At 66.9% G+C, this 14,527-nt stretch carries 11 protein-coding genes; 10 read left to right on the top strand and 1 reads right to left on the bottom strand.

All coding sequences use genetic code 11. The features are described 5' to 3' along the window. The 10 genes from BGI01S_RS02350 to guaD all read left to right on the top strand — a co-directional run bounded on the left by BGI01S_RS02350 (window position 1) and on the right by guaD (window position 13,059). Window positions 1-687 (top strand): DUF2848 domain-containing protein, encoded by a 687-nt coding sequence (locus tag BGI01S_RS02350; RefSeq protein WP_042321790.1) that lies wholly within the window; start codon window positions 1-3, stop codon window positions 685-687. 7 nt (window positions 688-694) lie between these two features. Then, window positions 695-2,047 (top strand): MFS transporter, encoded by a 1,353-nt coding sequence (locus tag BGI01S_RS02345; RefSeq protein ID WP_042321787.1) that lies wholly within the window; start codon window positions 695-697, stop codon window positions 2,045-2,047. Window positions 2,048-2,153: 106 nt separating this feature from the next. Then, window positions 2,154-2,834 carry a GntR family transcriptional regulator gene (locus tag BGI01S_RS02340; RefSeq protein ID WP_042321785.1) on the top strand — a complete coding sequence of 227 codons (681 nt, stop codon included), beginning with the start codon at window positions 2,154-2,156 and terminating at the stop codon, window positions 2,832-2,834. A gap of 142 nt (window positions 2,835-2,976) precedes the next feature. Further along, a complete protein-coding gene (locus BGI01S_RS02335) occupies window positions 2,977-4,356 on the top strand; it encodes an amidase (RefSeq protein WP_042321784.1) in 1,380 nt (459 codons plus the stop codon). Window positions 4,357-4,499: 143 nt separating this feature from the next. Beyond that, window positions 4,500-5,009 carry a disulfide bond formation protein B gene (locus BGI01S_RS02330; protein WP_042321782.1) on the top strand — a complete coding sequence of 170 codons (510 nt, stop codon included), beginning with the start codon at window positions 4,500-4,502 and terminating at the stop codon, window positions 5,007-5,009. Between the two features lie 320 nt (window positions 5,010-5,329). Further along, on the top strand, window positions 5,330-6,886 hold the full coding sequence (gene xdhA / locus BGI01S_RS02325) for a xanthine dehydrogenase small subunit (protein WP_042321778.1): 1,557 nt from the start codon (window positions 5,330-5,332) through the stop codon (window positions 6,884-6,886). Next, the gene (gene xdhB / locus BGI01S_RS02320; RefSeq protein ID WP_042321776.1) at window positions 6,886-9,306 is read left to right on the top strand and encodes a xanthine dehydrogenase molybdopterin binding subunit; all 2,421 of its coding nucleotides are present in this window, start codon (window positions 6,886-6,888) and stop codon (window positions 9,304-9,306) included. Before xdhA ends, xdhB begins: the two co-directional genes overlap by 1 nt. Window positions 9,307-9,428: 122 nt before the next feature. Then, window positions 9,429-10,445, top strand: a complete 1,017-nt coding sequence (xdhC, locus tag BGI01S_RS02315; protein ID WP_042321773.1) for a xanthine dehydrogenase accessory protein XdhC — start codon at window positions 9,429-9,431, stop codon at window positions 10,443-10,445. Window positions 10,446-10,490: 45 nt separating this feature from the next. Further along, window positions 10,491-11,573: an adenosine deaminase gene (locus BGI01S_RS02310; RefSeq protein ID WP_042321771.1), complete on the top strand. Its 1,083-nt coding sequence runs from the start codon at window positions 10,491-10,493 to the stop codon at window positions 11,571-11,573. 88 nt (window positions 11,574-11,661) lie between these two features. After that, the gene (guaD, locus tag BGI01S_RS02305; protein ID WP_042321770.1) at window positions 11,662-13,059 is read left to right on the top strand and encodes a guanine deaminase; all 1,398 of its coding nucleotides are present in this window, start codon (window positions 11,662-11,664) and stop codon (window positions 13,057-13,059) included. A 116-nt stretch (window positions 13,060-13,175) separates the two neighbouring features. Here the strand turns inward: guaD and BGI01S_RS02300 are convergent, their stop codons facing one another. Then, a complete protein-coding gene (locus tag BGI01S_RS02300) occupies window positions 13,176-14,420 on the bottom strand; it encodes an NAD(P)/FAD-dependent oxidoreductase (RefSeq protein ID WP_042322563.1) in 1,245 nt (414 codons plus the stop codon). Between the last annotated feature and the right edge of the window lie 107 nt (window positions 14,421-14,527).

The following is a 14,527-nucleotide window of genomic DNA, read 5'->3' as shown; positions in this document are numbered from 1 at the left end:
ATGCAGCCGTTGTCTTTTCATGTCGTCGACCGTGCCGGCCAAGGCCGTGCGGAGCGTGTCGAAGTAAGCCGTCTGACGATCGCCGGGTGGGCCGGCCGCGATCAGGCCGCCATCGAGCATCACATTGCCGAGCTGGCCGAACTCGGCGTCAAGCGGCCGTCCACCACGCCGTGCTTCTACCGCGTCGGCGCGGAACTGCTGACGCAGGCCGAGCAGATCGACGTGGTCGGCGTGAAGTCGAGCGGCGAAGCCGAGTGCGTGCTGCTGCAAACGCCGGCGGGTCTGCTCGTCACGATCGGCTCGGACCACACCGACCGCGAGGTCGAGGCGTACGGCGTGACCGTCTCCAAGCAGGTCTGCCCGAAGCCGCTCGCGCGCGACGCGTGGCGTTTCGACGACGTCGCCGGCCACTGGGATCAGCTGGAGTTGCGCGCGTATGCGATCGTGAACGGCGAGCGGCGCGTCTATCAGCAAGGCAGCGTCGCGTCGCTGCTGCCGGCCGCCGACCTGCTCGCGCGCGCCCCGCTTCAGCCCGGCGCGGCGATGTTCTGCGGCACGCTGGCGGTGCAAGGCGGCATCGTCGGGATGGCCGACGACGACGCGCTCGAACTCGAACTGCATGACCCCGTCCTGAACCGCACGCTGCGCCATGCCTATCGCGTGCGCGCGCTACCTGTCGTCGAATGAGGCTCGCATGAATTCCCCCTCGCTATCCGTCAATGCCGACGCGTCCTCCGACGCGCGGCTCGAAGCCGCCGCGTTGCACAAGATCACCTGGCGCATCATGCCGTTCCTGTTTCTCGTCTACGTGCTGTCGTATCTGGATCGCGTCAACATCGGTTACGCGAAGCTGCAGTTCACCGGCGATCTCGGCCTGTCGAACGCGGCGTACGGACTCGGCGCGGGGATCTTCTTTTTCGGCTACTTCGTGTTCGAGGTGCCGAGCAATCTGCTGCTGAAGAAGTTCGGCGCGCGCGCCACGATCGCGCGCATCACGATGCTGTGGGGCCTGCTGTCGTGCCTGATGATGTTCGTGCGCAGCGAAACGATGTTCTACGTGCTGCGCTTTTTCCTCGGCGTCGCCGAAGCCGGGCTGGTGCCGGGCGTGGTGCTGTACCTGACCTTCTGGTTTCCGTCCGACCGGCGCGCACGGATGGTCGCCGTGTTCATGGCGGCGATTCCGGTGGCGGGCATCGTCGGCGCGCCGCTGTCGGGCTTTCTGATGTCCGCGCTGCATGACGCGCACGGGCTGCGCGGCTGGCAGTGGATGTTCCTGATTGAAGGCATCCCGTCGATTCTCGCGGGTTTCTGGGCCCTCGCTGTGTTGCGCAACACGCCGGCCGAAGCCGCGTGGCTCAGCGCCGACGAAAAGCGCGTGATCATCAACCGCATCGCGCGCGAAAACAGCGCGGCGCAGGCGGCCGGAGCCGAACACAGCCTCGCGGTCGCGCTGCGCTCGGGCCGCTTCTGGCTGCTGACGCTGATCTACTTCTGCCTCGTCACCGGCAACGCGGGCTTCTCGTTCTGGCTGCCGCAGATCGTCAAGGATCTCGGCGTGACGAACCTCGTCACCAACGGTTTCGTCACCGCGATTCCGTATCTGGCGGCGGGCATCGGCATGATCCTGATCGGCCGCTCGTCGGACATCACCGGCGAACGGCGCTGGCACTACGCGGTGTGCTGCTTTATCGGCGCGGGCGGCCTGCTCGGCAGCGCGTCGGTGACGAACTCGATTCCGCTCGCCGTCACCGGTCTGTCGATCGCGTATATCGGCATCCTCGCGGGCTTCGGCATTTTCTGGTCGATGTCGACGACCTTCCTGCAAGGCACGGCGGCCGTCGCCGGGATCGCGGTGATCAACTCGATCGCGAACCTCGCGGGCTATGTGAGCCCGTACGTGCTCGGCATCGTCAAGGACGCGACGCATAGCGTGACGTTCGGGCTGGTGCTGATCGCGGGGGCGTTGATCGTCGGCGGGCTGGTTACGCTGCTGATGCCGCGCGTGAAGGTGCAGCACGCGGCGAAGGTCGCGGCGGGGCATGCATGAAGCGCGGCAAGAGGGCGACGCCGCCCGCCTCTTGCGCGCACCCGCCGCTCCGTGCGCGCAAAACCTTGCTCTACAATGCGGACGACATCGCCCGCCAGCTCCACTCATGACGCTCCAGCAGACTGCCCGCCCTTCCCCGCCCACCCGCGCGACCGCCACCGCGAGCCTCGCCGAGCAGGCGTACGCGTTCGTCAAGCGCGAGATCATCACGATGCGGCTGCGGCCGAGCGAGGTGCTCAACGAAGCGGAATTGATGGCCCTGACCGGGATCGGCAGAACGCCGGTTCACCAGGCGCTGCATCGGCTGGTTCACGAAGGCATGCTGACCATCATGCCGAGAAAGGGCATCATGGTCCGGCCGGTGTCGCTCGACGACGTGCTGGCGATCATCGACGTGCGCCTCGTCAACGAAAGCTACTGCGTCGAACTCGCCGCGCGCCACGCGCAGCAGCACGACTACGACGCGATGCAGGCGCTGCTGGACCGCTCGTCGGCCTGCGTGGCCGCGCACGACGTGGAAGGGATGATGGACATCGACCGCGAGTTTCATCTGGCGATCTCGGCCGCCTCGCGCAACGCGGTGCTCGCCGACATCCTGCGCGGACTGCACGAGCGCTCGCTGCGTTTCTGGTTCATCTCGCTGTCGGAGCCGCATCATCTCGAAGACGTCCACGAAGAACATCTCGAACTGTTTCGCCTGCTGCGCGAACGCGATGCCGCAGGCGCGCGTCAATCGGTGCAGAAGCACATCGAGGCGTTCCGCGCGACGCTGTTCAACCGTATCTGAAGCATCGGGCGCGCGCAGCACACGCGGCCGCTTTCTATCGCATTCGCATCGAACTTGCATCGCATTGGCAGCGCCCGCTTTAATTGCCGCATCCCTTTGATCGACCGGCTTCGCCCGGTTCAACCGGATTCTCCTCGACATCATGGCCCCTGAATTCACGCCCTTTCCGCCGCTTGCCCAGCTTGCCGCCGACCTCGCCGCCGGCCGCACCACGAGCCGCGCGCTCGTCGAAACCGCGCTCGAACGGATCGAAGATCCGGCCGGCCAGGGCGACGTCGCCTTCATGCACGTCGACGCCGCCAGCGCCCGCGCCGCCGCCGACGCGCATGACCGTCTGCGCGCGGCCGGCACGGTGCTGTCGCCGCTCGCCGGCATTCCGGTCTCGGTGAAAGACCTGTTCGACATCGAAGGCCAGCCGACCCGCGCCGGTTCCATCGTGCTCGCCGACGCGCCCGCCGCGAAGGCCGATGCGGTCGCCGTTGCGCGTTTGAAGCGGGCCGGCGCGGTGATCGTCGGGCGCACCAACATGAGCGAGTTCGCTTTTTCCGGACTCGGGCTGAATCCGCACTACGGCAATCCGTTGTCACCGTATCGACGCAACGTGAAGGGCGACGAGCGCATTTCGGGCGGCTCGTCGTCGGGCGCGGCGGCGTCGGTCGCCGACGGCATGGCAGCCGTTGCGCTCGGTACCGACACCGGCGGCTCGATCCGCATTCCGGCGGCGTTGTGCGGACTGACCGGCTTCAAGCCGACCGCCGACCGCATCCCCAAACAGGGCGGCGTGCCGCTTTCGTCGACGCTCGATTCGTTCGGGCCGATCGGCGTGTCGGTCGCGTGCTGCGCGCTGGTCGACCGGATGCTCGCGGGCCTCGAGCCGCGCATTCCGGCTGCGCGGCCGCTCGAAGGCGTGCGCCTCGGCGTGCTGACCCACTTCGTCACCGACGGCGTCGAGCCCGCGGTCGCCGCCGCGCTCGACACCGCGCTCAAGCACCTCGAAGCGGCGGGTGCGATCGTCAGCGAAGTGCGGTTCGCACCGCTCGACCGCCTGCCGGAGATCAACCGCTTCGGCTTCTCGCCGATCGAAGCGTATGCGTGGCACCGGCCGCTGCTTGAAAAACATCGCGAGCAGTACGACCCACGCGTGCTCACTCGCATTCTCAAAGGCCAGCCGGCCAGCGCGGCCGACTATCTGGACCTGCTCGCCGAGCGCGAGGGGATGCTCGACGAAGCCGCGCGCACGCTGTGGCAGCGCTTCGACGCGGTGGTCGCGCCGACCGTGCCGGTCGTGCCGCCGCGCGTGGCCGATCTGATCCACGACGACGACGCCTTCGGCCGTACCAACGCGCTGATCCTGCGCAACCCGAGCGCGTTCAACTTCCTCGACACCTGCGCGCTGTCGGTGCCCTGCCATCTGCGCGGCGACGCGCCGGTCGGCCTGATGCTGGCGGGCGCGCCGCACGCCGACGACGCGCTGCTGGCGATCGGCCGCGGCGCCGAGGCGGTGCTCAACGCGATCCGCTGAGCGGGAGCAGGCGAGCAGGCGAGCAGGCGCGTGGGCGAGGCGCCGTCCGCATTGCCGCGGCATCGCGCGCTGTGCGTCCGGGCGGGGGTTCGCGCTAGAATCGCGGGCACCCGCCCTTTCTGGTTGAGACCGCCCTACGATCCATGAACAACGACACTGCGATGCTGCGCCGCGAGCGCTCCCTGCTGGTTCTGCTTGGCCTGATCTGCGTCGCCCTGGTGGGCGGCGCACTGTATCTGCAGTACTTCCTGCACGAAGACCCGTGCCCGTTGTGCATCATCCAGCGTTATTTCTTCCTGCTGATCGCGATCTTCGCGTTCCTCGGCGCGCGCTTCAATCACTGGCGCGGCGTGCGTCTGCTGGAATTGCTCGCGGCGTTGTCGGCGCTCGCGGGTATCGTGACCGCCGCGCGGCACGTGTACGTGCAGGCCCATCCCGGCTTCAGCTGCGGCTTCGATGCGCTGCAACCGGTGGTCGACAGCTTGCCGCCCGCGCGCTGGCTGCCGGGCGTGTTCAAGGTCGCCGGCCTGTGTGAAACGGCCTATCCGCCGATTCTCGGCCTGACTTTGCCGATGTGGGCGCTGGTCGCATTCGTGCTCGCGTTCATTCCGCTGGTGCTGAGCCTGATCCGCAATCGCCGCCGGGTCGCCTAAGCGCGCGGCGCGCTTCGCCGCTTTCCGCACCGATACCACGCCGGACTTCGCGTCGCCGTTCGCGGCGGCCGAAGGCCGGCGTTTTTGCGTTTGCCTTACGCAATCCCGCCGCCCCACGCAACTTCCCGCCCGCGCGCGAATCGTACTGAGGTCACGAGCGGTCATGACCGTTGCCGCATAGGCTTCATGCGACACGGGAAATATTTTCGGGCCGCGGTAATGCTATCTTCGGACCTGGATGGCGATCTACGTGCGCGAGGCCGGCTTTGGCGACCCCATGCGTAACGCGCGCCCGGTCCGCACTGTCTCTCGGATTCGCCATGACAACGCAAACCATCCGCTTCTATCACCAGGGGGCCGTCCGCGAGGTCGCGGGCATCCCGGCGACGCGCACCGTGCTTCAGCACCTGCGCGAGGATTTGCATTGCACCGGCACCAAGGAAGGCTGCGCGGAAGGCGACTGCGGCGCGTGCACGGTGGTGGTCGGCGAACTGGACGCGCGCGGCGCGCTCGCGCTGAAAGCGGTCAACGCGTGCATCCAGTTTCTGCCCACGTTGGATGGCAAGGCGCTCTTCACCGTCGAAGACCTGCGCGCCGCCGACGGCACGCTGCACCCCGTGCAGCAGGCCATGGTCGATTGCCACGCCTCGCAATGCGGCTTCTGCACGCCCGGCTTCGTGATGTCGATGTGGGCGCTGTACGAAAACCAGCCCGCCGACGCCGGTCTGCCCACCCGCGACGAAATCAACGCCGCGTTGTCCGGCAATCTGTGCCGCTGCACCGGCTACCGGCCGATCGTCGACGCGTCGCAAAAGATGTTCGACTATCCGCACTACCCGCGCATGACGCTGGACCGCGAGGCCATCGCGAAGCAATTGCTCAACCTGCGACGCGCCGACACCTTCGAATACGTCGCGCCCGACACGCGCGGCGCCGCGTTCGGCTCGCCCACCTTCCACGCCCCGCTCACGCTCGACGCGTTCGCCACGCTGCGCGCCGCGCATCCCGACGCGCGGCTGCTGGCCGGTAGCACCGACGTCGGCCTGTGGGTCACCAAGCAGTTCCGCGATCTCGGCGACATCCTGTACATCGGCAACGTCGCCGAACTGAAGACCATTGAGCGCGATGCGCAGACGCTGACGATCGGCGCGGCCGTCACGCTCGAAGATGCGTACGCGGCGCTCGCCGCCGACAACCCCGAACTCGCCGAACTGTGGACGCGCTTCGCGTCGCTGCCGATCCGCAACGCCGGCACGCTCGGCGGCAACGTCGCGAACGGCTCGCCGATCGGCGATTCGATGCCGGCGCTGCTCGCGCTTGGCGCCGAAGTCGTGCTGCGTCACGGCGCGGCGACTCGCACGCTGCCGCTCGACGCGTTCTACCTCGGCTATCAGAAAACCGCGCTCGCGTCCGGCGAATTCGTCGCGGCGCTGCGCGTGCCGCGCCCGGCGGGCACGCTGCGCTTTCGCACGTACAAGGTGGCCAAGCGTTACGATCAGGACATCTCTGCGGTATGCGCGGCGCTCGCGCTGCGTCTCGACGACGACGGCACGATTGAGCACGCGCGCATCGCATTCGGCGGCATGGCGGCCACGCCGAAGCGCGCGGCGCAAACCGAGGCCGTGCTGACCGGCGCGAGCTGGAACGAGAGCACCGCGCGCCAGGCGATGAACGCGCTCGTCGCCGATTACCAGCCGCTCACCGACATGCGCGCGTCGAGCGCGTATCGGCTGAAGGTGGCGCGCAACCTGCTGTGGCGCTTCCACCTCGAAACGCGCGTTGACGCGCCGCTCGCGCTGCTCGACGTGAATGCGTTCGGCTTCGAGGCGGCTATGCCGGCGATGACGGATGCGGTTGTTGGCAAGGAGGCGTCGTGATGAACCGGACCGATTCTTTCATCGCCCAAACCGGCGCGACGCCTGCCGGCAAGGACGCAATTTCGCGCGAGACCGACGCGGCAATCGGTGTCTCGCTGCCGCATGAATCGGCCGCGCTGCACGTAAGCGGCGAAGCCACTTACACCGACGACATCGCCGAGTTGCACGGCACGCTGCACGCGGCGCTCGGCCTGTCGCGCCATGCGCACGCGCGGATCGTGTCGATGGATCTGGACGCGGTGAGAAAAGCGCCCGGCGTGATCGCGGTACTGAGCGCCGAGGACATCCCCGGCGAAAACAATTGCGGCCCGGTGCTGCACGACGATCCGATTCTCGCCGTCGACGAAGTGCTGTATCTCGGCCAGCCGGTGTTCGCGGTGATCGCCGAAACGCACGATCTCGCGCGGCGCGCCGCAGCGCTCGCGAAAAGCGACGACGTGATCCGCTACGATCCGCTCGAAGCGATCCTCACCCCGGCCGACGCGAAGGCCGCGAGGCAATTCGTGCTGCCGCCATTGCACCTCAAACGCGGCGAGCCCGACGCGAAGATCGCCGGCGCGCCGCACCGGATCAGCGGCACATTTGAAGTCGGCGGCCAGGAGCAGTTTTATCTGGAAGGCCAGATCGCGTACGCGGTGCCGAAGGAAATGGATGGCATGCTCGTCTACAGTTCGACGCAGCATCCGAGCGAAATGCAGCAGGTGGTCGCGCATATGCTCGACTGGCCCGCGCATAACGTGGTGTGCGAATGCCGGCGCATGGGCGGCGGCTTCGGCGGCAAGGAATCGCAGTCGGCCCTCTTCGCATGCGTGGCGGCGCTCGCGGCGAAACTGCTGCGCCGCCCGGTCAAACTGCGCGCCGACCGCGACGACGATTTCATGATCACCGGCAAGCGCCACGACGCGGTCTACGAGTACGAAGCCGGCTTCGACGACAGCGGCCGCATTCTCGGCGCGCGCGTCGAAATCGCATTGCGCGCGGGCTATTCAGCGGACCTGTCGGGCGCCGTCGCGACGCGCGCCCTTTGCCACTTCGACAACGCGTACTACCTGTCCGATGTCGATATCGTTGCGCTGTGCTGCAAGACCAACACGCAATCGAACACCGCGTTTCGCGGCTTCGGCGGACCGCAAGGCGCGCTCGTGATGGAAGTGATGCTCGACAGCATCGCGCGTCAGTTGCATTGCGATCCGCTCGATGTGCGCGTCGCCAACTACTACGGCGTCGGCGAACGCGATACGACGCCTTATGGCCAGCGCGTCGAGGACAACATCATCGCGCCGCTGACCGATGCGCTGCTCGACAGCAGCGACTATCGCGCGCGTCGCGCGGCTATCGCCGCGTTCAACGCGGGCAGTCCCGTGCTCAAACGCGGCCTCGCGTTTTCGCCGGTGAAGTTCGGCATCTCGTTCAACGTGCCGTTTCTGAACCAGGCCGGCGCGCTGGTGCATGTGTACAAGGACGGCTCGGTGCTCGTCAATCACGGTGGCACCGAGATGGGCCAGGGGCTCAACACGAAGGTCGCGCAAGTGGTCGCGAATCAGTTCGGCCTGCCGCTGTCGCGCGTGCGGGTCACGGCCACCGACACCTCCAAGGTCGCGAATACGTCCGCAACGGCAGCGTCGACCGGCAGCGATCTGAACGGCAAGGCCGCCGAAGCGGCCGCGCAAACGATCCGCGCGCGGCTTGCCGAACTCGCGGCCAGACAGCTCGGCGGCCAGGCGGACGACGTGCAATTCGCGCATGGCACGGTATCGGTGAACGGTGGCGCGATGCCGTTCGAACAACTGGTCGGCGCGGCGTATCTGGCGCGCGTGCAGTTATGGTCGGACGGCTTCTATACGACGCCGAAAGTGCATTGGGACGCCAAGACGCTGACCGGTCATCCGTTCTATTACTTCGCGTACGGCGCAGCGGTGTCCGAGGTCGTGATCGACACGCTGACCGGCGAATGGAAACTGCTGCGCGCGGACGTGCTGCACGACGCCGGCCAGTCGATCAATCCGGCCATCGACATCGGCCAGGTGGAAGGCGGCTTCATTCAGGGCATGGGCTGGCTCACCACCGAGGAACTGTGGTGGAACCGCGATGGCCGTCTGATGACGCACGCGCCGTCCACGTACAAGATTCCGTCTGTGAGCGACACCCCCGCCGCGTTTTATGTGCGGCTCTATCAGAACGAGAACGCGGAGCCGACCGTGTTCCGTTCCAAGGCCGTCGGCGAGCCGCCACTGCTGCTGCCGTTCTCGGTGTTCCTGGCGATTCGCGACGCGATCGCGGCGGCGGTGCCGGGCGCGCAAACTGCTCCGCTGTTGCGTGCGCCGGCCACGCCCGAAGCGATCCTCGATGCGCTCGACGCGTTGCAGGCCGCGCACGCAACGGAACCCGCCACGGAGCCCATCACCGACACGACGGCCTGACAACGACCGCCATAGAATGTTCGCAACGAATCACCTCACGGCCCGACGCGACACGAACGCGTCACGCCACACGCAACCGGCCGCACGGACACCCCGCGCGGCCATGTATGGAGAACCGCCGGATGCAAGCCTGGCTACCTGACCTGCAACAACTGCTCGCGCACGGCGACGCCGCCGTGCTGGTGACGGTCGCACGCGTCGAAGGTTCGGCGCCGCGCGAAGCCGGCACCAGGATGATCGTCACGCGCGATTCGGCCAAGCACACGATCGGCGGCGGCCACCTCGAATGGAAGGCGATCGAGACTGCGCGCCAGGTGCTGCGCGACGGCATGCGCTCGCCGCACATGCGCCGGCTGGAGCGTTTCGCACTCGGCCCGAGCCTCGGCCAATGCTGCGGCGGCGCGGTGATTCTCGCGTTCGAGCGGCTCGACATCGGCGACCTCGGCTGGATCACGTCGCTCGCGAAGCGCGTGGCTGCGGGTCAATCGACGGTGCGTAGCGTATCATTCGGCCCCGCGCCGGACGCGGTGATGCTGTCCGAGCCCGAGCCCGGCGTCGATGCCGCCGACTGCCTGCTGTGGGACGGCGCCGGTTTCGACGACAGCGGCGCGCTGCTCACCGAAACCATCGCGCCAGGCGACTTCCCGGTCGTGCTGTTCGGCGCAGGCCACGTGGGCGCCGCGCTGGTGCGCGTGCTCGCCACGCTGCCCTGCACCGTGCGCTGGGTCGACGAACGCGACGCGCAGTTTCCGCCGAACGACACGCTGCACGCGCCGAACGTCAAGCTCGATCCGAACGACGCGCCCGACGAAGCGATCGACCAGGCCGCGCCGAACACGTATTTCATCGTGATGACGCACAATCATGCGCTCGATCTCGAACTGGCCGAGCGCATTCTGCGGCGCGGCGATTTCGCGTTCTTCGGCATGATCGGCTCGCATAGCAAGCGCAAGCAGTTCGAACACCGGCTCGCGGCGCGCGGCATCGATCCGTCGCGGATCGCGCGGATGAAGTGCCCGCTCGGCGTCGACGGAATCGTCGACAAATCGCCCGAGGTCATCGCGATCTCGGCGGCCGCGCAGGTGTTGCAGGCCGTCGAGGCGAACGCGGGCACGCACCGCGCGACGCAAACGGTCTGAAGTATGACGCCCGGCGCGAACCGACTCCAACAAACTCCAACCACCATGACGACAACGACCGCTACCCCCGCATCGACATCGCTCGCCGATAAAACCGCACGGGCGCCGAAGGCCGAGCTGCACATCCACATCGAAGGCTCGCTCGAACCCGAACTGATTTTCGCGCTCGCCGAACGCAACGGCGTGAAGCTTGCGTACGACTCGATCGACGCGCTGCGCGCCGCGTACGCGTTCACCGATCTGCAATCGTTCCTCGACATCTACTACGCGGGCGCAAGCGTACTGCTGCACGAGCAGGACTTCTACGACATGACGATGGCGTACGTCGAACGCTGCCTCGCGGACAACGTTATCCACAGCGAAATCTTCTTCGACCCGCAGACGCATACCGAACGCGGCGTGCCGATCGCGACGGTCGTGGCCGGCATCGAACGCGCGCTCGCCGACGCGGAGCAGCGCGGCATGTCGAGCAAGCTGATTCTGTGTTTCCTGCGCCATCTGTCCGAAGAGGACGCGCTCGCCACGTTCGACGAAGCGTTGCCGCTGTTCGAGCAGTACAAGCATCGGCTGATCGGCGTGGGCCTGGATTCGTCGGAGCGCGGTCATCCGCCGTCGAAGTTCGAGCGCGTGTTCGCGAAGGCGCGCGCGCTTGGTCTGAAGCTCGTCGCGCATGCGGGCGAGGAAGGTCCGCCGTCGTATATCTACGAAGCGCTCGATCTGCTGAAGGTGGATCGCGTCGATCACGGCGTGCGCAGCATCGAAGACCCGGCGCTCGTCACGCGCCTCGCCGATTCGCGCGTCGCGTTGACCGTGTGCCCGCTGTCGAACCTGAAGCTGTGCGTGTTCGACGACCTCACCAAACACACGCTAAAGGACCTGCTCGATCGCGGCGTCGCGGTCACGGTGAATTCCGACGACCCGGCCTACTTCGGCGGCTACGTGAACGCGAATTACCTCGCCACCATCGACGCGTTGAAGCTCAACGACGCCGAGGTCTACACGATCGTCCGCAACAGTTTCGAGGCGTCGTTCGTGACGCCCGAGGAGCGCGGCGCGCTGATCGCGAAGCTCGACGCGCACTGGCATCGCACCGATACCAACGCGGCCCGCACAGACGGGCCGGCATAACGCGGCCGGCGGCACGCGGTGGTTTCAGCGCCACGCGGAAACCACCGTTCGCGCCGCACGGTTATTCACATTCGGAGACGGTTTTTCCATGACTCAAGCGACCAACCCGGCTAACCCGGCCAAAGCGCCGACCAACACGCCGGCCAAAGCAGCGCAGTCGGCCTTTCGCGCGCAACTGCTGACCTTCAACGGTGACCCGGCACATTCGCCCGATGCTGCCGTGTTCCACGAGGACGGCCTGCTGATCGTCGAAGACGGTCACGTGGCCGCGGCGGGCGCGTATGCGGCGCTCGCGTCGCGGCTCGCGCCGGGCACCCAGGTGCACGAGATGCGCGACAAGCTGATCGTGCCGGGCTTCATCGACACGCACATTCACTTTCCTCAAACGGACATGATCGCGTCGCCGGCACCGGGCTTGTTGCCGTGGCTCGACACCTACACGTTTCCGACCGAGCGCCGCTTCACCGATATGGCGTATGCGCGCGACACCGCGAGCTTCTTCATCGACGAACTGCTCGCGTGCGGCACGACCACGGCGCTCGTGTACTGCACGGTCCACAAGGAATCCGCCGATGCGCTCTTCACCGAAAGCGAAGCGCGCAATCTGCGGATGGTGGCGGGCAAGGTGCTGATGGACCGCAACTGCCCCGAGTTCCTGCGCGACACCGCGCAATCGGGTTACGACGACAGCGCCGAGCTGATCGGCCGCTGGCACAATCGTGGCCGCCAGATGTACGCGCTCACGCCGCGTTTCGCGCCGACCTCGACCGAAGCGCAACTCGAAGCGTGCGGCATGCTCGCGCGTCAACATCCGGACGTGTTCATCCAGAGCCACGTTGCGGAAAATCTCGACGAAGTGAAATGGGTCGCGGGTCTGTTCCCCGGCCACCGCAGCTATCTGGACATCTACGATCACTACGGCCTGCTGCGCCGCCGCGCGGTGTACGGCCATTGCATCCACTTCGACGAGGAAGACCGCAAACGCATGGCGCAAACCGGCGCGGTCGCCTCGCACTGCCCGACCTCGAACCTGTTTCTCGGCAGCGGTCTGTTCGATTTCGACAAGGCCGACGCGGCGGGCATGCCGATCGCGCTAGCGACCGACGTCGGCGGCGGCACGTCGTTCTCGATGCTGCAAACGATGAACGAAGCGCACAAGGTCGCGCGTCTGGGCGGCCATCATCTGACGGCCACGCGGATGTTCTACCTGGCGACCGCCGGCGCGGCCGAAGTGCTCGACCTCGCGGACAAGGTCGGCACGTTGAAGCCGAACTCGGAGGCGGACTTCGTCGTGCTCGATCCGCAGGCGACGCCGCTGCTCGCGCGGCGTACCGCGCGCACCGAATCGCTGGAGGAATTGCTGTTTGCGTTCGCGCTGCTCGGCGACGATCGTGCGGTGTACGAAACGTATGCGGCGGGCAAGCGCGTGCATCGTCGCGACGATGTACGACAGCACGCGCCGCGAACGGCGAAAATTGCCGCGTGAGCGTGGCTTGACGATGTGGCCTCGCTCATCGGCCGGCTGAACGAAAAAACGGCGCTTCCCGAAGCGCCGTTTTTCATTGACCTCTGCAACGCGCGGCTCACACGACGCCGCCGTTTTCACCGCTGCGTGCACACCTCATGCAGCGCATTGAGCCGCCGCACAGGATCGGCGACGTACGGATTCGTTTCATCCCACGCATAGCCGGCCAGCACCGCGCTGATCATCCGGCGGATCGATGGCACCTGGTCCGGGTAGTAGATGATGTCCTGCAACTCGCCCGTGTACCAGCGCTCGACGAACGCGCGGAACGTGTCGATCCCCTTGCGCAACGGCACGTCGTAATCCGCCGGCCAGTCGACCTTCACGCCGTCCAGTTGCCGGTTCAACGTGTGCGCCGCGAGATGCGCGGAGCGCAGTGCGATCGTCACGCCGGACGAAAACACCGGATCGAGAAACTCGCCGGCATTGCCGAGCAGCGCGTAACCGGGCCCATGCAAACGCTCGACGTTCGCCGCGTAGCCGCCGATATGGCGCACCGGCATCAGGAACGGCGCGTTGCCGATCAGCCGGTTCAGCGTCGGCTCCTGCTGGATCAGCGCGCGCAGCGTCGCGTCGCGCTTCGCTTCGGGCACGTCGAGAAAGCTCGCCTCGGCGACACACCCCACCGACGAGCGTCCGCCCGCGAGCGGAATCATCCAGAACCACACGTCGCGGCGCTCAGGATGCGTCGCGATGCAGATCTTGTTGCGGTCGCTGGCGTCGACCGGAACGCCGTCGCGTACGTGCGTGAAGAGCGCGGCGCGCGTCGGCATGCGCGTCGGCGATTCGAGATTCAACAAACGCGGCAGCACGCGCCCGAACCCGCTCGCATCGAGCACGAAGCGCGCCTCGACCTGGTACGCGTGGTCCGCCTCGTCGATCACGTCGACGAGCGGCGTGTCGCCCGTATGAACCGCGCGCACCGTGTGGCCGAAACGCACGTCGGCGCCCTGCCCGGCGGCGCAACGAATCAGGATGTCGTCGAACACCGCGCGCTCGACCTGGTAAGTGGTGCCCCAGCCGGCCGAGTGCTTGTCGCGGAAATCGAACGACGACGATCGATCGCGCCAGACGAAATACGCGCCGTTCTTATGCTGGAAGCCGGCTTCGACCACGGCCTGCAGCATGCCCGCCTCTTCGAGGTAAGCCATGCTCTGCGGCAGCAGGCTCTCGCCGATCGAGAAGCGCGGGAAGTGCTGACGCTCCAGCACCAGCACCGAGCGGCCCGCTTTGCGCAACAGCGCGGCGGCCACCGCGCCCGACGGGCCGGCGCCGATGATCGCGACGTCGACGACGGTCCGCGTTGATGATTGTTTGTTCAAATTTGCCTCAATTGTTTGCATGCGCGGCGCCGCAGTACGCCGCGCCCATACTTCTCGTTACAATCGTGCCTCTGATAGCAGGAACAACATTTCGCCGGGAGTGCATC

Origin of the sequence: Paraburkholderia ginsengisoli NBRC 100965 (assembly GCF_000739735.1) — a bacterium.
Lineage (GTDB): Bacteria > Pseudomonadota > Gammaproteobacteria > Burkholderiales > Burkholderiaceae > Paraburkholderia > Paraburkholderia ginsengisoli.
Note: the sequence above shows the minus strand (reverse complement) of the source record. Positions and strands in the feature narration are given on the sequence as shown.

Bases quoted from the DNA above. Each gene is read 5' to 3' on its own strand.
- guaD (WP_042321770.1), top strand. From the start codon at position 11,662: ATGACTCAAGCGACCAACCCGGCTAACCCGGCCAAAGCGCCGACCAAC.
- BGI01S_RS02330 (WP_042321782.1), top strand. From the start codon at position 4,500: ATGAACAACGACACTGCGATGCTGCGCCGCGAGCGCTCCCTGCTGGTT.
- BGI01S_RS02340 (WP_042321785.1), top strand. From the start codon at position 2,154: ATGACGCTCCAGCAGACTGCCCGCCCTTCCCCGCCCACCCGCGCGACC.
- BGI01S_RS02350 (WP_042321790.1), top strand. From the start codon at position 1: ATGCAGCCGTTGTCTTTTCATGTCGTCGACCGTGCCGGCCAAGGCCGT.
- BGI01S_RS02335 (WP_042321784.1), top strand. From the start codon at position 2,977: ATGGCCCCTGAATTCACGCCCTTTCCGCCGCTTGCCCAGCTTGCCGCC.
- xdhC (WP_042321773.1), top strand. From the start codon at position 9,429: ATGCAAGCCTGGCTACCTGACCTGCAACAACTGCTCGCGCACGGCGAC.
- xdhA (WP_042321778.1), top strand. From the start codon at position 5,330: ATGACAACGCAAACCATCCGCTTCTATCACCAGGGGGCCGTCCGCGAG.
- xdhB (WP_042321776.1), top strand. From the start codon at position 6,886: ATGAACCGGACCGATTCTTTCATCGCCCAAACCGGCGCGACGCCTGCC.
- BGI01S_RS02345 (WP_042321787.1), top strand. From the start codon at position 695: ATGAATTCCCCCTCGCTATCCGTCAATGCCGACGCGTCCTCCGACGCG.
- BGI01S_RS02310 (WP_042321771.1), top strand. From the start codon at position 10,491: ATGACGACAACGACCGCTACCCCCGCATCGACATCGCTCGCCGATAAA.